22 protein-coding genes and 1 pseudogene are annotated in these 17,962 nt (G+C 49.0%); 2 read left to right on the forward strand and 21 right to left on the reverse strand.

The genetic code is table 11. The features are described from left to right. Positions 1–40: 40 nt before the first annotated feature. The 12 genes and pseudogenes from NIES2104_RS29850 to NIES2104_RS33890 form a co-directional block, all read right to left on the reverse strand. The gene (locus NIES2104_RS29850) at positions 41–313 is read right to left on the reverse strand and encodes a hypothetical protein (protein ID WP_192843688.1); all 273 of its coding nucleotides are present in this window, start codon (positions 311–313) and stop codon (positions 41–43) included. Between the two features lie 17 nt (positions 314–330). Further along, complete coding sequence (locus NIES2104_RS29855; RefSeq protein ID WP_059002620.1) at positions 331–618, reverse strand: hypothetical protein; 288 nt, start codon at positions 616–618, stop codon at positions 331–333. Positions 619–652: 34 nt separating this feature from the next. Continuing rightward, on the reverse strand, positions 653–871 hold the full coding sequence (locus NIES2104_RS33880) for a nuclear transport factor 2 family protein (protein ID WP_202815255.1): 219 nt from the start codon (positions 869–871) through the stop codon (positions 653–655). A gap of 283 nt (positions 872–1,154) precedes the next feature. Next, positions 1,155–1,949, reverse strand: coding sequence for an alpha/beta fold hydrolase (locus NIES2104_RS29860; protein ID WP_263971083.1), 795 nt, complete (start codon positions 1,947–1,949; stop codon positions 1,155–1,157). 245 nt (positions 1,950–2,194) lie between these two features. Beyond that, positions 2,195–3,154 carry a CPBP family intramembrane glutamic endopeptidase gene (locus NIES2104_RS29865; RefSeq protein WP_059002621.1) on the reverse strand — a complete coding sequence of 320 codons (960 nt, stop codon included), beginning with the start codon at positions 3,152–3,154 and terminating at the stop codon, positions 2,195–2,197. Positions 3,155–3,184: 30 nt separating this feature from the next. Continuing rightward, positions 3,185–3,256, reverse strand: a pseudogene (locus NIES2104_RS33885) (AraC family transcriptional regulator); the annotation flags it as partial. Between the two features lie 247 nt (positions 3,257–3,503). Further along, positions 3,504–3,845 carry a hypothetical protein gene (locus NIES2104_RS33690; RefSeq protein ID WP_202815249.1) on the reverse strand — a complete coding sequence of 114 codons (342 nt, stop codon included), beginning with the start codon at positions 3,843–3,845 and terminating at the stop codon, positions 3,504–3,506. Continuing rightward, positions 3,799–4,524, reverse strand: a complete 726-nt coding sequence (locus NIES2104_RS29870; protein WP_202815250.1) for an LLM class flavin-dependent oxidoreductase — start codon at positions 4,522–4,524, stop codon at positions 3,799–3,801. The genes NIES2104_RS33690 and NIES2104_RS29870 overlap by 47 nt, the downstream gene beginning before the upstream one ends. Positions 4,525–4,628: 104 nt before the next feature. Next, the gene (locus NIES2104_RS29875) at positions 4,629–5,543 is read right to left on the reverse strand and encodes a pirin family protein (RefSeq protein WP_263971084.1); all 915 of its coding nucleotides are present in this window, start codon (positions 5,541–5,543) and stop codon (positions 4,629–4,631) included. A 113-nt stretch (positions 5,544–5,656) separates the two neighbouring features. Continuing rightward, positions 5,657–6,013 carry a helix-turn-helix domain-containing protein gene (locus tag NIES2104_RS29880; protein WP_059002622.1) on the reverse strand — a complete coding sequence of 119 codons (357 nt, stop codon included), beginning with the start codon at positions 6,011–6,013 and terminating at the stop codon, positions 5,657–5,659. A 101-nt stretch (positions 6,014–6,114) separates the two neighbouring features. Next, complete coding sequence (locus tag NIES2104_RS33695; protein ID WP_263971085.1) at positions 6,115–6,375, reverse strand: hypothetical protein; 261 nt, start codon at positions 6,373–6,375, stop codon at positions 6,115–6,117. After that, positions 6,323–6,670 (reverse strand): thioredoxin domain-containing protein, encoded by a 348-nt coding sequence (locus NIES2104_RS33890; RefSeq protein ID WP_370561232.1) that lies wholly within the window; start codon positions 6,668–6,670, stop codon positions 6,323–6,325. The genes NIES2104_RS33695 and NIES2104_RS33890 overlap by 53 nt, the downstream gene beginning before the upstream one ends. A gap of 175 nt (positions 6,671–6,845) precedes the next feature. Here NIES2104_RS33890 and NIES2104_RS29890 point away from each other — a divergent pair, with 175 nt between their 5' ends. Then, the gene (locus tag NIES2104_RS29890; protein WP_059002385.1) at positions 6,846–7,907 is read left to right on the forward strand and encodes an IS4 family transposase; all 1,062 of its coding nucleotides are present in this window, start codon (positions 6,846–6,848) and stop codon (positions 7,905–7,907) included. Positions 7,908–8,082: 175 nt separating this feature from the next. Here NIES2104_RS29890 and NIES2104_RS29895 read toward each other — a convergent pair whose 3' ends face one another. The 3 genes from NIES2104_RS29895 to NIES2104_RS32115 all read right to left on the reverse strand — a co-directional run bounded on the left by NIES2104_RS29895 (position 8,083) and on the right by NIES2104_RS32115 (position 10,784). Continuing rightward, positions 8,083–8,571, reverse strand: coding sequence for a helix-turn-helix domain-containing protein (locus NIES2104_RS29895; protein ID WP_059002623.1), 489 nt, complete (start codon positions 8,569–8,571; stop codon positions 8,083–8,085). A 646-nt stretch (positions 8,572–9,217) separates the two neighbouring features. Then, positions 9,218–10,051: a hypothetical protein gene (locus tag NIES2104_RS29900; RefSeq protein WP_059002624.1), complete on the reverse strand. Its 834-nt coding sequence runs from the start codon at positions 10,049–10,051 to the stop codon at positions 9,218–9,220. 193 nt (positions 10,052–10,244) lie between these two features. Next, entirely contained in the window at positions 10,245–10,784 is a 540-nt protein-coding gene (locus tag NIES2104_RS32115; RefSeq protein WP_156427169.1) for a hypothetical protein, read from the reverse strand. 336 nt (positions 10,785–11,120) lie between these two features. Between NIES2104_RS32115 and NIES2104_RS29905 the strand changes: the two genes are divergently transcribed. After that, entirely contained in the window at positions 11,121–13,703 is a 2,583-nt protein-coding gene (locus NIES2104_RS29905; RefSeq protein ID WP_059002625.1) for a carboxypeptidase-like regulatory domain-containing protein, read from the forward strand. Positions 13,704–13,790: 87 nt separating this feature from the next. On the opposite strand, the gene NIES2104_RS29910 is transcribed toward NIES2104_RS29905, so the two are convergent. The 6 genes from NIES2104_RS29910 to NIES2104_RS32820 form a co-directional block, all read right to left on the reverse strand. Then, a complete protein-coding gene (locus NIES2104_RS29910) occupies positions 13,791–14,627 on the reverse strand; it encodes a hypothetical protein (RefSeq protein ID WP_059002626.1) in 837 nt (278 codons plus the stop codon). 192 nt (positions 14,628–14,819) lie between these two features. Then, entirely contained in the window at positions 14,820–15,476 is a 657-nt protein-coding gene (locus NIES2104_RS32585) for a hypothetical protein (protein WP_059002627.1), read from the reverse strand. Between the two features lie 115 nt (positions 15,477–15,591). Further along, positions 15,592–16,080, reverse strand: a complete 489-nt coding sequence (locus tag NIES2104_RS29920; protein WP_059002628.1) for a TniB family NTP-binding protein — start codon at positions 16,078–16,080, stop codon at positions 15,592–15,594. Next, entirely contained in the window at positions 16,074–16,346 is a 273-nt protein-coding gene (locus NIES2104_RS32810; protein ID WP_082690194.1) for a hypothetical protein, read from the reverse strand. The genes NIES2104_RS29920 and NIES2104_RS32810 overlap by 7 nt, the downstream gene beginning before the upstream one ends. Continuing rightward, positions 16,347–16,868 (reverse strand): Mu transposase C-terminal domain-containing protein, encoded by a 522-nt coding sequence (locus NIES2104_RS32815; RefSeq protein ID WP_202815251.1) that lies wholly within the window; start codon positions 16,866–16,868, stop codon positions 16,347–16,349. Continuing rightward, positions 16,844–17,782, reverse strand: coding sequence for a DDE-type integrase/transposase/recombinase (locus tag NIES2104_RS32820; RefSeq protein ID WP_082690196.1), 939 nt, complete (start codon positions 17,780–17,782; stop codon positions 16,844–16,846). The genes NIES2104_RS32815 and NIES2104_RS32820 overlap by 25 nt, the downstream gene beginning before the upstream one ends. Positions 17,783–17,962 lie beyond the last annotated feature (180 nt).

Raw genomic sequence — 17,962 nt, forward strand, 5'->3', positions numbered from 1 at the left:
CATTTTTGACTGATCGCCAGCTTACTGAACGGTTCAGTCTCTATCCTTTTGCTTGATAAATTTGGTGCATGTTTGGATCATAAAGAACTCCACTCGCAAATAGCAATGGCGCTTTCGCTCCAGTATTGCGAACCAAGCAGTAGACATCTTCATTCCCTGCAAAACACCGATGATACTGGTGCCTCAACCGCAGATAGTCGAATCGATAAAGCTGCGACAAAATTCGCTGGGCTGGCTCATTGCTGGTATCGATCACACTCAGACAAACTCCCAGTGCCAGATACAGAAAAGTAAACAAAATAAATCGTTTCATGGTTTCTCCGATCAAACTCATTCTCTGTACCAAACGCGCACGCATTGAAAGCAATTGATTGTCACGCCTTGAGAGAGCATGACTGGATGAAAACTATTACTGCTCGTCAAACCATAAACATCATCACTGGTGCCTTCGATGCGATCAGGTAAAACAACAGTTTCAACACTGATCACCTGAATCGTCGTCATGTCGATCCACTGATTGACCGCACTCACAATCTCAGAGAAGGATTCATACTCGGCAGCTCCACCGAAAGGTCCTCGCTCAGTAATCCGAGGCGCAAAATCTTTGTACTGAATCATGTTATCTACCACCTTAAATTTGTAGAGTTGAGCATTACGCTTTATTGTTGCCTGAGCGGGCTGATACAGGTTCCATATACAAACGTGCCCACTCGATCTGATCCGCTTGTATACCAAGAATCGTCACGCCGCGCATCCCAAACTGCGTCCCATCCCGATGGGTGCCGAACCAGAACCACTCAGCCCAAGCCATGTCCCCCTCAACTGCCGAACGGAGCAACTCTGAGTGAAAGTCTGGGATGGCGTGGGAGATGCCAGACCAATTCTTACGGACATCCTCATTCCCTCGAACCCTCGCTCAGGATGGAGTGGATGATTGCCCTGAAAGTTGGGTGCAAAGCAGGCTAAGAGCGCTTTCAGGTCTTGTGCGTTTTGTGCTTGTTGCAGTCGCTCTAGGACGGTGATTTGTCTAGTTTCCATAATTTCTCCTTGTTTCTCTGCGTGTTGTCAATTGAGTCACTCAACGGTGTTCAAGCTATTTTTCTACTTATCAAAGAACGGCAACTCGTTTGTTTTGAGATGAAACCATCCTGTTGCTAGTCCCGTCCTGCCACAATAATCTTTTCGGCTAAACCAACCGGGTTAGAAAACATCACCTCATGGCTACCGGACATTTGCACGAACCGAAATTGCCCCAAGCGGCTAGACATTTTGGGATGCCATCCCCACTCGTCTTGAGGCAGAACGTTGTCTTCTGTGCAGTAGAGGTAACTTTTAGGGATGGACAGCGAGTAAAACTGCTTCAAGTTCAGCTTGTCAATCCACGGTTGATACGGTTCAGGCGATAATTGTGCGTAACTGGATTTAGCCAAATCGAGGTCAGCATCGTTGAGAAACGTTTCTCGCCAAATCTCAAAAGGTAGCATCACCGTCCGATCGTTTAACTCTCTAACTAGCTCGTCGAGTAATGTTTGAAGATGCGGTGGAAAGTTATCTCTAAGGCTCTCTCCATCGTTGAGAACAAAGGCATCGAAGAAGATGAGCCGTTTAACGCGATCGCTAACCGCTTCGGCAACTTTCGCAATCACTGTATCGCCGAAACTATGACCTAATAGGACAATATCGGTTAAGTTTTTGCCAACAATGTAATCGACGATCGATTGCGTACATTGAGCATGGTTAACATTTTTATCTACGCCTTTCCCATGACCCGCGATCGTGGGAGCAAAAGCTAGATGTCCTTTTGCTTCTAGCTGGTCAATGACTGGTTTCCAAGCAGAACCATCATGCCAGGAGCCATGAACTAAGACAAAAGTTGACATAGAATCATTCCTCCACAAAGCGATCGCCGTGTTTGCCTCTTCCAAGATTGCTTTATTTTTCTCTGACATTTGAATCGCTCCTTTGTTCAAGTGGATGATTTAACGGAGCAGTCTCTCTCCCAGCCCGTCCTTATCGGTTTTAGCTCGTGATTGCAGTGACGCGGATCTCAATCCGCATCGCTGGAAGTGCAAGAGCTGCAACTCCTATCTCTGTCCAAAGTGGGGCGTGGTTGGGCATGTAATGACGAAATGTTCAGTACGTTTGACGGTAGTTTTATGAACTGACAAGATCACCGACGACCAATCCGATCGCTCTAGGAAACGGGTTCGGATGCCTTATCGCGTTTGAACACCCAGAAAACGATCACTAAGAAAATGGGATTCAGCACGAGAGAGATGATGTCGTAGAATCTCGCATGGTACTCGCTGATGCTGAACAGGGCTGGCGCGGCAAAGAAGCTTCCAGACCAGTTGAACAAGAGAAAGTACGCAATGTTGTTGGCGAAGTGCGCGCCGATCGCCAGCTCGGTAGTGCCATCGATCAATGAAACGATCGCATACAGCAGACCCGTGCCGACGAAGTAGCCGACGAACATTCCGATCCAGCCACCCTCCTGTGACTCTGGATTGGTGGCGTGCGGCAGGGTGAAGATCACGGCTGAGACGATCGCCAGAAACACGCGGTTCGACCAAATCAAACTCGCACCCTGCACGATGTACCCGCGAAAGAACAGCTCCTCGATGGTCGTCTGGATTGCGGTGATGACCAGTGCGATCGGCACGAAGAGCGCAAACGTTTTGAGGTCAGAGTTGAAGGAGAAACTATTGGGATAGAGGAGGTACTGCCCCAGCCCGCCGAGCAGAACCCAGGGCACGAACCCAGCCACGAAGCCGTGACCGACGCGCCGCCAACTGATCTGCTCCCGCGCCGTGACGAGCGTTCGGGGATGACGCTGGTGGATGAGGGTGACGGCGATGAGAATTCCCGCGAGGAACACCGGAAAACCCGCCATGGACACGACGAAGCCCCCCACGGGACCGAACGCAGCGTAATCCAGCCGACCGAGTGCCGCAGCACCCTCCTGACCGCCGAGGGCGATCGCGACGAGCGCACTCGCGACGTTGGCGGCGATCATCCATGCAAAGAGGATGATCATCAGCCCCAGAACATACCGCCACCACCGATACTTCCCCCACCCGGCAGCATCCACGTAAGTCGCGTCTTTCACTGCCGTTCCGCTTCTCTGATGTCCTTTGATTGCTTTAAACTTCATCTTCGTCTCCTTGACTTATGCGCGATCGAGTTAGTAAACCTGTTTTGGGGTCATTCCAGTCAGGCGCTTAAACTGTTGGGTTAAGTGGCTTTGATGGGAGAAACCATCTGCTGCTGCTGAGCCTACCGGATTCGATTGGCGGGATGTTCCTAACGCTGAGCTAAATGGCGATCGCCGTAGTGATGCTTATGCTGAAAAGCTGCGTCAGTCTGTCGAAGTCATACAGGAATACAACGCAGCGTGAGCTGGTAAAGCAGTGCTGCATAAACACGTCTGTTCTAGGGTCGCTAGCAGGCGTATGGAGCTAGTGTTACCCTGTCGGAACTTGAGTTGAACCATGCCGCATATTTTAATCGTTCAAGAGTGGCGACATTTGCATTCCAATCAGTTCAATAGAGCGCATCAGTTGGGCGTGGTTCATCTGCGCGTTGTCCATTTGAAAAGTTACTCTCGAAACGCCGCCGAGCGATTCGCTGTGACGACGGATTTTTTCCGCCACTTCTTCGGGACCGCCGACCAGTAACGCGCCGGTTGCGCCGCGCTGCGCGTCAAAAGCGGCGCGCGTAACGGGCGGCCAGCCTCTCTCTCTGCCAATTTTAGTGAAGGTTTCGGCGTAGCCCGGAAAAAATTCTTCAACGGCTTGTTCAGTCGTGTCGGCGACATAACCGATTGAATGCAATGAAACTTTCAACGTTTCGGGCGCGTACCCGGCGCGCTCCGGCATCGCGGTATAAATCGACGAGCGCGCGAAAGCGGTGCGTTTCGCCGCCGATAATGGCAACCACGAGCGGCAGTCCAAGCATTCCGGCGCGGCGGAAAGATTGCGGCGTACCGCCGACCCCGATCCAGATGGGAAACGGCTTTTGCAGCGGACGCGGATAAATTGCTTGGTTTTCCAGCGCGGGGCGAAATTTGCCCGACCAATCGACCGTTTCATTGTCCCGAATTTTGAGCAAGAGTTCGAGCTTTTCAGCGAAAATCTCGGCGATTACGACGAGACTAAATCCGAATAGCGGAAAGGCTTCGGTGAACGAGCCGCGCCCGACAACCATTTCGGCACGACCTTTTGAAATCAAATCGAGCGTGGCGAATTGTTGAAACACACGCACCGGGTCAGCCGCGCTCAGCACCGTAACCGCGCTGGTTAGACGGATGCGCTCGGTGCGTGCGGCGGCAGCGGCGAGAATAACCGCGTTTGCCGAATCTAAAAATTCATGCCGATGATGCTCGCCGATACCGAAGATATCTAAGCCGGAGCGATCTGCCTGCTCTATTCTCTCCAGCAGTTCAGCGACAGACCGCGTAGCATCCGCCGTTTCACCATTTTCACTCGTTCCAACCGAGGCAAAACTGTCAATTCCAACTTCCATATCATTTCCCAAGCGTTTTGCGAATGAAATAGACTTAATCCAAAACAGTAGAAAGCCTAGTTAAGCTGCTGTTCTCTCGTTCAGCAAAGAACGCCTAAGCATCGTCAACTCAGAGGGGTCGCGCTACTACCGTGATCTGAATGATCAGGGAGCGGAATAAATTCAGTTTCACCGGGAACTGCTGGGAAGCGGCGGTCTTGCCAATCTCGTTTTGCCTGCTCGATACGCGCTGAGCGGCTCGACACAAAGTTCCAGTCCTTTGTGCGATCGCCCACTGGTGCCCCGCCGATAATCACTGCTTTTGCCTCAGCCCCTGCACGGATATCTACTGATTCATCCGGCGCTAAAACGGCTAGACGATATGGCTCTAACGGCTTTCCATTTACGAATAGGCCGGATGTGACGCTATAAACTGCCCTTTCTAAACCTTCCATTGGCGCTAGCTGAAATTGACTACCCTCCGTAAAAACGAGCGCTAGGTAAAGGGTAGCAGAGTAGGTTTTAACGGGTGATTGGTGAGACTGGTAGCTACCGGCGATCAAGGTCGCGCTGGTGCCTGTTTGAATCCACCTCAGTAAATCAGTCGCCGGATAATGTGAAAAGCTGGGTTCAACTTCTTCAGCGATTTCGGGGAGGGCAATCCAGGTCTGAATGCCGTGAAGAGTAGATTCTTTCTCTCTAAAGCTCTCGGTCGATCGCTCAGAATGAACAATACCTTTGCCCGCTGTCATCCAGTTCACCTCGCCCGGAAAAATCTCTTGTACTGTACCTAGACTATCTCTATGCAGAAGGCTTCCTTCAAACAAATAGGTAACCGTCGCCAAATTGATGTGTGGATGGGGTCTAACATCGACACCTTTTCCAGCCGGGAAAATAGCTGGACCTAAGTGATCAAAGAAGATGAAAGGTCCAACCATTTTTAGGGTTTCACTCGGTAAGATGCGCTGTACACTAAACCCACCTAAGTTGTGCTTTTCGGGCGTGATTAATTGCTGAATACTCATTTTTGTACGATCCATTCTTAGTTGACGTTGTGGACAAAGATACAATCTTAGTTCTGTTTCAAATGTAATGAGTTCCAAGGTTCGACTTCTTTCAGATCCCTAGGACAAATTTTCAGACTCTTATGGTGCTAGCGGATCTGCTTGGGAGTCTTTCCCGTGAATCGCTTGAAGTGCTGCGTCAAATGGCTTTGACTGGAGAAACCTACTTGTAGGGCAATATCTGCGATCGCCAAATTAGTTTTCGACAACATTGTTTTCGCCCGTTCCACTCGCTGTTGAATCACATACTGATGCGGTGAAATTTCCATCGCCTGTTTGAATAAACTGGCAAAGTAAGTCGGGCTACTGTTGATCACTTCTGCAAGTTCAACCAGTGACAAGTCCCGGTCAAGGTGAGTCTGAATATAGTCGAGTAATTGTTGTAATTGGGTGCGCGCTAAGCCTTTGTGCTTGAATTCAGTTGTTGACGTTGTGATTGTTAGCATGGTTCAAAAATGGGAATTTGTTCAACAAAACACGCAAAAGCTAGCGATCGCGCATTTGATCGCTGACTAGCACTAACAAACAAGTCAGATATAAATAGAGCTTAGTAACTTGCAGCAATTATGGCTGTCATCAAGTCTGTTATTTTCCAGCGTCCGGTATATCGAATGTTATTGATAAACAGGGCTGGAGCAGTCGTTACTCCACTGTGCAATCCACTTTCGATATCTTCATTGATGCGATCGCGATGCACTTGTTTAGATAACTCTTTGAGAAACTGAGGAATATCAAGCCCTAAATCATTGGCGTACTCAATCAGATAACCGTTCTCTAACTTTTGTTGATGAGTATATAAAGTATCCATGCATCGACCAAAACTGTCCCTGAGCAGCGGCAGCTTGGGCGGCTTGGGCGGCCCGTTGAGCCTGGGGATGAATCTGTGCTTGCGGGAAATGACGGAAGATGAAGGATAAATACTCCTCTCCAGCAGCACTCAGTTCTTGTTTGATGACTTTAATCATCTTGTAAACGTCTGCACTTCTGGAGTCTTGATAGTCTCCATACATCACCAGCACAACCCTGGCACTTAGCACACCTTGAATCCAATCCTGGGTTGAAGGGGGTATAAGTAAGGAACTGTGACCACGATCGTTGCTCATTTTTCTCAATCTGTATCAGGCATGAAACCCCGTAATTAACTTGCTGAATGAGTTGACTGCATATCGCTGCCTATCTATTTGTATAAATTCAATCTAAGTACGGGACAAAAACTTGCAAATAGTTGACGGGGCGGGATTTCATGAGAATTACCACATTCCAAAACACGAAACCCCTATGAATCGGGTTACTGCACTTCGAGAAAAATTGCGTCCCCACCTCGCTTGGCACGGTGCAAGATTGAGCTTTGTTGCCGCCTTTCTGATTGCGTTGTTTCGGGTCAAGACTGTCAACTTTAGCGAACTCTCAACTGCCTTCAGTGGCAAGACTCAGACAGATTCTCATTACAAGCGACTGCAACGGTTTTTTCGAGACTACGAGATGGACTATGTCGAGATCGCCCAAGCCGTTGTCGCCCTGATGGCAATTCCAGAACCGTGGGTGCTATCGATAGACCGAACCGATTGGCAGTTTGGCACTTGTGTGTTCAACATCCTGATGCTGGGAGTCGTCCATGACGGAGTCGCATTTCCATTGGTCTGGTGTTGTCTCGATAAGCGAGGCAACTCAAACAGTACTGAACGCATGGAACTGTTCAATCAGTTTCTTGAACGCTTTGGAGATCGCGAAGTTGCCTGTCTCACCGCAGACCGAGAGTTTATCGGCAAAGCTTGGTTTGGCTATCTCTTGCAAGACCCCCTCACCCGATTTCGCATTCGGATTCGCGAAAATCACAAGCTTAGTGATGGTCGCATCAGTCGCAAGGTTCGGACTCTCTTTGCTGATGTGCAAATCGGTCAGACGAAGATTCTGCGGCACAAGCGTCGTCTGTGGGGACATTGGGTTTACATTGCGGCAACCCGTTTAGCCGATGGCGAACTCCTTGTCGTTGCCACTCAAAGCGCTCCCAAGTCTGCGATTGCCGATTACGCCAAGCGTTGGGCAATTGAAACGCTATTCGGCATTTTCAAGACCCGTGGCTTCTGCTTGGAATCGACCCACCTGACCGATGCCGAGCGATTGAGCAAGCTACTCGCGCTGCTCTCATTAGCCTTGTGCTGGGCGTTCTTAGTTGGAGAGTGGTTGCATCAACACACACCGCTCAAGCTCAAAGAGCATGGTCGCAAAGCCAAAAGTATCTTTCGCTATGGCTTCGATCATCTCCGTCACATTGTACTCAACTTGAATGAAAAGATGAGCGAGTTTATGCAAGTTCTACAATTTTTGTCCTGTACTTAGGAATTCTCCCTTGATCCACGACTAAAACATCGATCTTCGTATGGTCGCATTGCCACACTTGGTTGCTCCACTCGATTGCGAGTTCAATCCCCTCGCGAGTCGTAATTAATAAGCGATCGCCTCGCCATCCCAGAGATTGCTTCGCTTGCTGTTTCTCAATTTGGGGTTGGAGTATTCAGTAGACGGTGGTACGACTCGGATAGTCCTCGACCCCTAATTCTTGGGCACGGGCACGGACGCGCAGGGTCACTTGCGCTGGAGTCATGCTGCAACTGCCACGATTGCCTTCTCGATACGTTCTGAGAATAAAGTCGCGCCACTCTGAACTGATTCTGACCGCACCATGATCGACGCGATATTGTTTTGATAGCGCTGACAATCCGTGCTCTCGCCACCGTTTCACCAATCGCTGGAGGCTGCGAACCGTAATCCCTAGTTGCTTTGCCGATTGTTGTTGCAGTTTGCCGTAACGTTCAGTCCCTTGTGCTGCGATCAATTGTTGAATCACTTCGATTCGCTGTTGCATCTCGATCGATAACTCAGGGGACACAATCTCCCATTGCCCCTCAGCTTCTTGCAGCGAGATTGGGGCGATTGGCAGTGACAATTGCACAGCGGAAGCGGTCGATCGACCCGTTGACTTTTCCGGGGGTGAATCACTCATCCGATTCTGCCCAAACTCAGAACACGCCTGATTCTACGCCTCATGCGACACGGAGCGCGTTACTTTTTGTGGCAAATTAATTACACAACCTCAAGCCCTTCAACGGTTTGACATCCTGATCGACCTCAGACGATCAATCCTCACACGACACAGAGCGTGAAATTTCAGCACGAAAAGTCGGCACACACGACACAGAGCGCGGGACGAGGCTGAAAAATCTTGGCGACGCAGAGCGCGGAACGCTGAGAAAACAGCATACTACATCGCTTAAGCTCAAACACAGCAAGCGTTTCAACCGATCAAACCACGCGACGCGAAGCGCGGGATCGACGACAAAAAGTGGCTCATACTCAGTTTTGGTGAAGCAAAGTTGCGATCTCTGATTGCCTTGACGCACCTATTGAGTTTCAGGCTGCTCAACACCCTACTTCACCTAAAGTGCGTAAGAGCCAAAAAAGTGCGGGACGCGACAGCTCGAAAGCTTGTTAAGAAAAATGTGACTAAAGAATGGAGCCAACTAGAACGCTTGCTCAAACTCTCCCAAAACGCTTCGGTGGCTCTGCCTAGCTGAAGGCAACGCTTCTACGAGCTGTCGCAAACACTTCATGAAGCAGAGCTACCGTAAATTGTAGCCGTCGTCTAACACCTAATTAGCTGGGATTGCTAACTCTAGGCTAAAAGGCATCTCGCTTTTTTTGTTCGGCTCACCCCAGGATAGCTTTCCTGTGATTTGGTACTTGCCCGGAGCAAGGTCGATCGATTTTTGGTCGGGAGTGTTCTTGATTGAAATTAGCCGTTCACTTTCTGGCACAATTCCAATTGAAGGAATGACACCTGCTTTAAGAATGTTGCCGCCCTGATTCACGCCCCAATTGATATCTGTGTAAGCAGAGGCTTTACCAGTATTCTTGATGAGCAACTGAATTTTCTTCTCTTTACTGTTCCATTGAGCACTTGCAAGCGCAAGGTTCGGTTTCACATCTCCTTTGCGGATAAAAATTGTTGACCCAATACGGGCAGCGACAACGGATTTGAACGTGGAGCCTTGATTATCTGTACCTGTGAAAACAGATTCTTTAAGATTTTCGGTGAAAATAACTGCCCGATATTCACCGTCGGGGAGACTGGGTGGAAGCCGAAGAACTAAGCTAACTCGGCGCTCAATTCCGGCGGGAATGGACAGTTCGCGGGGCGAAAACTGTAAGTAGGGAGTCAGATCACTAGGGCTAGAGGGTAGCGTCTGAAACCCTAGCTCTTTGTTATAGGTGAATGGCTCAACATAGATACGAGCACGAAACAGCTCATTGCCATTGTTTTTTACCAGAAGGCTGGTTTGGGCTTGACCGTTCTTAGCGGTGGTCTGAATAATTACTGGTGACAGCCCAACCTGGGCTTTGGCAACCCCTCCCCATAGAATTGCTAGGGGTAGGCTCCAGTGAATCAGGTTAACTGTTGTTTGTTTGAGTAGCGATTGAGGCATAAGAACAGCCGTAAGTTAAGATGAGAAATAAGGGGGTGTTTAGTTGTCAAGTTCAGTATGCCCAACGGGTAGTAGCAATCTACCATGAGAAGATGGATTACTGCTTGTAGCAAAACTACTCCCATACACTGAAGCATGGGAGTAGTTAATGCAAACGGTTGATTCGTTCGTAGTTATTCAGAAAAACTGGCTGTTAGGGCACAGCAGTCAGAGTGGTTCTCATGGTGTAGACACCTGGAGGGAGTAGTGCGCCTCCTGTTGTTAGCGTAGCCTGCTGCGACACCTTCAAGTCACCTGTTGTTCCGGCTGCGTTTGTCACAAAGTTGCCACTAGTAGTAGTGGGAGTAGTACAAGAGGACGCATTGTAAGTACTAGATCCAAAGGTACCAGATGTAGGCACTACAGCAACGGAACAGTTGGTTAGCGAACCTGTGTAAGCCGCTGGCTTTGTAACAAGACTTGGGGGCGCGATTGTCAAATTCGTTGGACCATTGCAGGTAATAGTGACGGTGCTGTGGGCGGCGGCTGGTGCCACGCCTGAAAAACTTGTTAGCCTACCCTCACCGCTGGAGTAATAGGCACCCAATGTTCCTGTAGTTGGTGTACCAAATTGACAGGAAGCAGCAATCGTACCACTGGCATCAACGTTTACAGATTGAGCAGATGCTCTGGGAGCGCAGACAAGGGCAGACAGAATGACTAACCCCCCGGTCAAAGCTAAGCGACGTTTCATCGTACCAAAATCCTGTTGAATACTTGTTGAGAAGTCAATCCGTTAGAGATGCGAGTAGCAGAAGACATCACGTTACTCTTCTCTCGTTTCGTAAATACAGTTTTGCTGATGATTCACCCGCTACACCTCAGAAGATCTACTAATCTTTTTTAAGGAAATCACAAACTGATGTAGTCCCACTTGCTCTTTATGGATACTTCTAGAAGGATGACGCGACGAGATAGCTGTTTTGCCGCAATACTTCTACCCTCAGTCGCTGTTATCTTGCTTGCAAAAATGGGTTAGCTAGCGTTGGTCATCGATGGAAGATTGTGCTTGAGGTGATTCCTTCAATTTATGCTGAGATTAACGCTGCTGACCATAAGCCTGGTGTCGGCATCAATCACGCCTTGTCAATCTGCTATTGCTGTAGAAACTCCTGCCGCTATTCCTGCAAGCGCTACACCCTCAGAGGCTGATCCCGCATTTACAGTTTTTCCAGTTGCGTTAACGGCAAATAATCGTAGCCTTCTTGAAGGCATCCTAATTTGGGGAAAAGAAGATGGCTCTCAACCAGTCGAGTTCGATCGTTGGTTGGTGCCTTTCGATGCGGTGATTCAGGCATTAAAGTTCAGCACTAAAGCATTGCCTGATGGTCAGCTTGAACTGCGGTCGTCCTTCATTGTTACCCGATTTGATCCCAAAAAGCTTCGTAACGATCCAGAAATTGGTCCTGCACTCTCGATTCAAGACCTCAAAACCCTACTAGGCGTTGAAATTAAATTCGACCTGATTTCTTATGCGATCGTGCTTAAGCTGCCTGAAGCCGCCGCTGCATTGGAGCAGGCAAGAGAAGCACCTGTTAGTTTGGAGGGGTTATCGAAAGTTGCGCCTCCTACTATTTCGCTTTCTGCAATTGAGCAGCGAACCAACGCAACAGGTTCATCAACGAGTGCAACACAATATCAGGGAGACTTACTAGTAGTGGGTAGCCTTGCCGCCGGAAGCTGGTCTGCACGAGTTCGGCAACCGGATCTAACCCGTCCGCAAACCTGGAATTTAGGTGAAGTTCAGTATCTTCAGCAAAGCAATACCTTTGATTTAGCTTTGGGATCACAGCCTAAATTCTGGCGTAGTCAAAAATCTGGCGAATACTGGGCAGCCACAATCGTCATTCGTCGAGGATTTGCTCCACCTGCAATCACGGGCACTAGCTTTAGCCCGACTCAGCGTTTGCAAAGTAACCAAGTGGGTCAAACGATCGTTGGAAAAGCAGCACCCGGAACCTCAGCACGGCTAACTCGCAGCGGATTTGGTGGGCAGGTGCTTGCTGAAGTCTTAGTTGACTCTACTGGCATTTATCGATTTGAAAACATTCCGTTTGGCGAGTCCGCAGGTAGCGCTTACCGAATTTTGCTCTATCCCAACGGGCAACTAACCGCCCGACCTCAAGAGCGGGCGGCAGTCTTCAACGTGCTGCCTGGGCAAATTCCTCAAGGGGCATCCGCACTAATTATCTCAGGAGGCTGGCAACGAGATAAAAAGGATAATTTTTTGGGTGACTTCACAACATTTAGTGGAGGACTTGCTCAGCGTTGGGGACTTTCAGAATCTTTAACCGTTGGTTTGGGCGGACTGTACGATAGTACTCCTAAAGCTCTAGCTGAGCTATACTTTCACCCCCGAAACTTTCCCATTCGAGTTGTAGGGTCGGCGTTAGGCGGAACCCGTTGGGATATCAACTTAGACATTCAACTGCAACCCTCGCCTAGCATAAATGTCTTATTCCAGAGCGATCGACTCAGTAGCCAATTCAGCACGAGTTGGCAAGTTATTCCCAATCTCGGATTATTACTCACGACTGATAGCCGTATCGGTCTTGGTTATGGTGTGCAAGTCAGTACCTCTCTAGGGCGTAGCTTTCTGTTTGGCACTGTCGCTCATAACGAAAGTACTGGCTGGAACTGGACAATATTACAATCGTTAGGCAAACTTCAATTTACTCACGTCGGACGTGACATTGGAACTTCCTCTAAATTGAGCTATAACTTCTCGGACAACCGATTTTTAGGGTTAACCTATGAAACTCGTACTCAGGGAACAGGAGATAAGCTGTTAACTGCCTTGTGGCATTACAACTCTCTTACAAAAGCGAGTGATGGAACTCCGAATTGGTTAGCTGAAGTAGGCTACGGCATTGGGTCGCGTGGTTCAGGCTTATATGCTTCTGCTGGGGTTTCTATTTCACCAGGATTACTATTACGAGTCCGGTATCAAGGAGTTGCATTAACCTCAGACCAATCTAGCTTTAGTCTTGAACTCGTTTCTAGTACTAATTTTCAGCAAGGCTTTCGTTTTAGCGATCGACAAGCTGAGTCACTTCATAGCTTTGGCGGATTAATGATCCAAACCTTTTATGACATCAATGGTAACAATCAAAAAGATCTTGGCGAGGAAGTATATGCTAATCCGAATTTACTTATGATCAATAACCGTCCCATTAATAGCTACCAATTCAGCGATTTAGGAGATCGATTATTATTACGCTTACCACCTGGTACTTACAGGCTGGATTTAGACCCCTCTGGGTTTCCAATTGACTGGCAAGCCTCAGTTGATGCTTTGGCGGTAGAAGTTGTCGCTGGAAGTTATACACCTCTGCAAATCCCTTTAATTCATACTTATACAGTAGGGGGAACTGTAACTAGTGCTGAGGGAAAACCTATTGGCGGTGCGCGTGTAGAAGCAATCTCTAATACAAACCTAAAAGTCTTTTCAATCACCAATGAAGCAGGTGTATATTACTTAGAGCGGTTACGCCGGGGAAACTACAAACTTAGAATTAGTGGCAAACCTGCTGAACCAGGAATACTGAACATTGAGGCGAATTCTAAGCCTCTACAAGAACTTAATCTTAAACAACCAGTCGTACAACATTAGGTTCTTGTCGGGTTCCGCGCTTTTTCCATTCTTTAGTCGCATTTTTTTCATATAATTCTGAGACTTGCTTGATCGCTAAGATTATGGCTATGCAATGCTTTTAGGCAATACTCCGGGTGTTGAATCAGGGATAATTAGGTGAAATGCATAGTCGATGATGGCTTTGTTTTGAGCGCAATCGTGGTAGTCCGCAGCGGACGCTTTGACATACCCTACTCGACTGGATATGGATATGCAATCAAGTGAAGTTCGAGTACTCCTAAACGGCAATCGCCCAGTGTCGATCGCCATTTCTCCAATTCCCGGAACGCCTGTCTCTGGATCAATCTCATGCCGCACCCACGATCGCTCGCGTTCGCGGAACGGATACTCAGTTTTCAATTCGCGCAAGCGTTCCGTAACTTCGGGTGAGCCTTGCCATGCCGCGAGTTCTTCGTCGCTTTGCCAAACATCCGGCGGCGCTGTATTTCCATAAACCATGCGAAGGGCAGCTTGGAACTTCTCAAATGGCTCGGCTTGCCAAGCCGTGTATCGATCAAGCTGGGCAGCTAGGGCAGGAGCATCAAATGGTAGAAACGCTAAATCTGGATACGCAGCTTCAATCTGTTGCTGATCTTGCTGAAATTCTAGAAGTTGGTCTTCTGCTGTGCCCAGTGCGCCAAGATCAGTTTGCCAGTGTTGGCGTGGGTCAATCCGTAGCGCCGTTCTGGTGATCCGCAATTGCCAAGCTTCAGCCATCAGCCCTCGTGACGACAAGGAGCCGTCGCCATCGGGATGCCGATCAAACGGTGGGACTTGTAGCCCATCTTTTTCGAGTACCCAAACGCAGAAGTCAATCACAGCTCCCATACCCAAGCTGAGGAAAAACAACGGATTTAGATGTTCAGGCGGCGGATTCTCAATCGCAAACATCAGCAACACCATGAGAATGATTGCTGCCTATCAGCATAATCGATCGCGATGAGATTTTATATGAGTAGTGCAAGCAGCAGAATCAGCTATTAACCCGGCAATGAAAGTTACAAAAAGAAATTCAGCGTTTTCAGGGGTTCCAGCCTCAAGAATGCACTCTCAATCATTGCCGGAGTTAGAAGCTAAACTCAGCGAGAGCGCTATTCAATCGCCCGTGTAATCCGAGACCCGAATTACATCCGAGTGTTTGATCGATTTTCCACCCGATCCAGGAAAGTGAACATTCAAGCTTCCAGATTTCTCATCTAGCACTTTCACAAGCGTTTCACAGCTATCACCTGCTAATCGAGCATAGACCCACTTTGCAGCACCAACGGTCGCTTGGATGCTCTCTTGAGGTAAATCAGCCTCAACCTCTTCTGGGGATTCAAACTGTTGCCAAAATTCATAGAAGCGCCCTTGCTGATCGTGGTCTGTCTCAGCCGTGAAGCGATCGAGGATTTGATCTCTCTGCGGTTGAGTGCGGCAGTTAAAGAGATCGTAAAACTGCCTGAAGTCATCAAGCGAGTTAATCGCAATCATTTGGGAGATCGCTCGTTGAACTGCGGCTTGAGGCAGCATAGACTTGTCCACCCTGTCCGCGCTGTCCATCTTTGCTGAATTCGCTGAAACTGGTTCTAAATCTGCCTGTCCACCCTGTCCAGTTTGTTCACCCAGAGTTGAAAGGTTTAAATTTGTTGATTCAACTTGTTCCGTAAAATTCAACTCAGATTCATTTTCGGAAATCAGATTGATAGACTCACTGTGGACAGTTGATCCACCCTGGACACTCGCACTGTATAAGGGTTTCAGACTGTCCACTCCCTGATCCTCAGAATTTTGAGGCTGGACACCCTGGACATCCGCGCTGTGTAAAGGTTCCGGTGATGCAGAATCAGGCTGGTTGGGCGTTGGACTCCAATAAGTTTCAAACTCCTCAATTCCGCCGCAGTCGATGTGCTTCGTCCACGATCAGCATTTCGACTTGGCAGGCTTTGAGGGTGCGATACACGCGGCTTCGCATTTCCGACAACGTACCGCGATTGAGTTGGTATCTCAGGGCTTGCAGAATCCCTTCAAACAAATCGCGATTGCCACTATCGGGCGGTGATTGCCACGACACCACCGGAATGTGCGGCGGTTGTCCAGTAATCAGTGTTGGCGGATGTTTCAACCGATAGGTATCACACGCGCGCCCGTAGGGATCAGCTTCGCTGCGCGTCTTTCCGGTACGAGAATCGCCGACCACTCGACAAGGTTGCCGTGCAGTCCGCTTCTCATCGAGCCACTGATGAAATCGCCGCATTTGCTCTAATTCCACAATCCAGCGGCGTTGCAATCGGGCGATGTCGGGATTGAGTTGAGGGGCTGTTTCAGTTTGATCATTGGGTACAGATTGTTCATTCATCTCATCGGGATTCACCACAGATTAAACTCCTGTTTCAAGGCTTCATAGTCATACACCCGCACATCGGGAACGACGATCTCAACGGGTGTTTCGACCTCCGACTCGATCGCAGCGGTGGAAGCAGGTTCTAGAGCAGGTTCAGTTGTTTTGCTCGTTTCCTTTGATGTTGCACTTTGCACGGATCGTTTAGTTTTCCGCCGTTGTTGTTCCTCAATGTCACGGTCACGCGATCGCACTTCCTCAAACATCGATTGGTTGCTGATGCTTTTTCCAGCTTTCCGCAATCACCGACTCATGGCTTGGGCTTCCGCATACGACAACATCTCTGTTTCGAGTCCGGTGGCATGAGCGCGACTGAGAAAGATATCTTTGCCCCCATCTTCTCGGTAAATCAGAATGCTGGTAATGTCACGGGGATTGTAGCGCAGGACGACCCAACTTCCGGTGTAGCCTTCTAAATGCTCGCCGCGATAGTTTAAGTTCGCGAATTGAATATAACCGCCGCGATATACAGTTCGTCGATCGCGTCGCATGAGGCAGATGTCGAGTTCGCGATCGCTCAGTAAGGGAAGTTGAGCCACTCGATCCGATTCCCAGCGTCCCAAGCGCGTTTGATCGCCAATTCTTGGATCAATCCCTTGGTTGTAGCGCTCCACGAGGTAGCGCACAATCTGTTTTTCCAGTTGCATCAGAGTTAAACTGGCATTCGTTTCGGCTTGCTTGGGACGACGTTTGGTATTGCTCCCGGTATGTCCGGGCAGGTTCGCAAATAGCTCACTATTCAATGTGCCAAACGGTCGTTCCACAATGCCACCTTCCGCTGGGTAGCGCCGCTGACAAAGACGATTTTGAGTTCATTCGCCACTTGCTCTAAATGCTTGGAATTGAATTCTTTGCCGCCATCGGTGTACAAATACTGAGGGATGCCATAGGTTCCCCAGAGCTGAGTGAGTTCATACGCTGAACTGTATTGCTTTGGCAGAATTGCATGACGTAGAGCTAAACACACGACGACAGCGCTCGGTGCTTCCATCCCCAAGTGAATGCCGATGATGCACCGGGAGTGAGTATCGACGATCGTCGTCAGCCACAGTCGCCCTAATACTTCTCCCACTTGATCGACAACCAATAAGTCAACCCGCGTGTGATCGCATTGCCACACTTGATTGCTCTCTTTGACTTTGACTTCTAAGCCTTCACGGGTTCTCAGAATTAAGGTTTCGCCACTCCAGCCGATTGATCGGGAGCGCGATCGCGTCTCTTGTCGTTCCATCTCACTCTGCAAAACTCGATAGACACTCGCTCGGCTGGGTGGGTTGCTGTCTCCAAGTTCCAAGGCTCGTGCTGCCACTCGAACAGCAACTTGGGCGCGACTCATTCTCCGTCCACCCCGATTGCCCGCACGATACGTTTGCAGGATGTAATCGGTCCAATCTTCATCGAGTCGCTGCTCCCCACGATCCGCTCTCTCTTGCCGAATGACCCCAGTGACTCCTTCGGCTTGCCACGCTCGCATCAAATGCCGCACGTTTCGCACTGTCATGTTCAGTTGCTCGGCGATTTCTTGCTGAAGAGCGAGGTAGGTTGAGCGATCTGGAGCATTCGCCAACCGCTGCATCGCTTTGACGCGCTGTTGTTCTGCGATCGTTAAAGGATGAGAGCGCACCACGATTTCAGTGTGCTCTGGAACTGCGGCGGGTTTAGCTTCCTCGGTCCCCATACCTCACTGCCCTGAGAAATTTAATCTGAGATTTGACGCAGTTACTTTACACCCGATGAACGCGCCTTCTACTCTCGCTTTACACGATTTCGCGACTCGTAATCTTTTGTAATTTAGGAAAAATAATTTGAGATCAGTCATCCAGAAATTTAGGAAATTTAATTTGAGACGAAATCGATC

The sequence above is a fragment of the Leptolyngbya sp. NIES-2104 genome (assembly GCF_001485215.1).
Lineage (GTDB): Bacteria > Cyanobacteriota > Cyanobacteriia > Leptolyngbyales > Leptolyngbyaceae > Leptolyngbya.

Excerpts from the sequence above, each read along its gene's own strand:
- NIES2104_RS29850 (WP_192843688.1), bottom strand. The coding sequence starts at position 313 with ATGAAACGATTTATTTTGTTTACTTTTCTGTATCTGGCACTGGGAGTT.
- NIES2104_RS29855 (WP_059002620.1), bottom strand. The coding sequence starts at position 618 with ATGATTCAGTACAAAGATTTTGCGCCTCGGATTACTGAGCGAGGACCT.
- NIES2104_RS29860 (WP_263971083.1), bottom strand. The coding sequence starts at position 1,949 with ATGTCAGAGAAAAATAAAGCAATCTTGGAAGAGGCAAACACGGCGATC.
- NIES2104_RS29865 (WP_059002621.1), bottom strand. The coding sequence starts at position 3,154 with ATGAAGTTTAAAGCAATCAAAGGACATCAGAGAAGCGGAACGGCAGTG.
- NIES2104_RS29870 (WP_202815250.1), bottom strand. The coding sequence starts at position 4,524 with ATGGAAGTTGGAATTGACAGTTTTGCCTCGGTTGGAACGAGTGAAAAT.
- NIES2104_RS29875 (WP_263971084.1), bottom strand. The coding sequence starts at position 5,543 with ATGGATCGTACAAAAATGAGTATTCAGCAATTAATCACGCCCGAAAAG.
- NIES2104_RS29880 (WP_059002622.1), bottom strand. The coding sequence starts at position 6,013 with ATGCTAACAATCACAACGTCAACAACTGAATTCAAGCACAAAGGCTTA.
- NIES2104_RS33695 (WP_263971085.1), bottom strand. The coding sequence starts at position 6,375 with ATGGATACTTTATATACTCATCAACAAAAGTTAGAGAACGGTTATCTG.
- NIES2104_RS33890 (WP_370561232.1), bottom strand. The coding sequence starts at position 6,670 with ATGAGCAACGATCGTGGTCACAGTTCCTTACTTATACCCCCTTCAACC.
- NIES2104_RS29890 (WP_059002385.1), top strand. The coding sequence starts at position 6,846 with ATGAATCGGGTTACTGCACTTCGAGAAAAATTGCGTCCCCACCTCGCT.
- NIES2104_RS29895 (WP_059002623.1), bottom strand. The coding sequence starts at position 8,571 with ATGAGTGATTCACCCCCGGAAAAGTCAACGGGTCGATCGACCGCTTCC.
- NIES2104_RS29900 (WP_059002624.1), bottom strand. The coding sequence starts at position 10,051 with ATGCCTCAATCGCTACTCAAACAAACAACAGTTAACCTGATTCACTGG.
- NIES2104_RS32115 (WP_156427169.1), bottom strand. The coding sequence starts at position 10,784 with ATGAAACGTCGCTTAGCTTTGACCGGGGGGTTAGTCATTCTGTCTGCC.
- NIES2104_RS29905 (WP_059002625.1), top strand. The coding sequence starts at position 11,121 with ATGCTGAGATTAACGCTGCTGACCATAAGCCTGGTGTCGGCATCAATC.
- NIES2104_RS29910 (WP_059002626.1), bottom strand. The coding sequence starts at position 14,627 with ATGGTGTTGCTGATGTTTGCGATTGAGAATCCGCCGCCTGAACATCTA.
- NIES2104_RS32820 (WP_082690196.1), bottom strand. The coding sequence starts at position 17,782 with ATGGGGACCGAGGAAGCTAAACCCGCCGCAGTTCCAGAGCACACTGAA.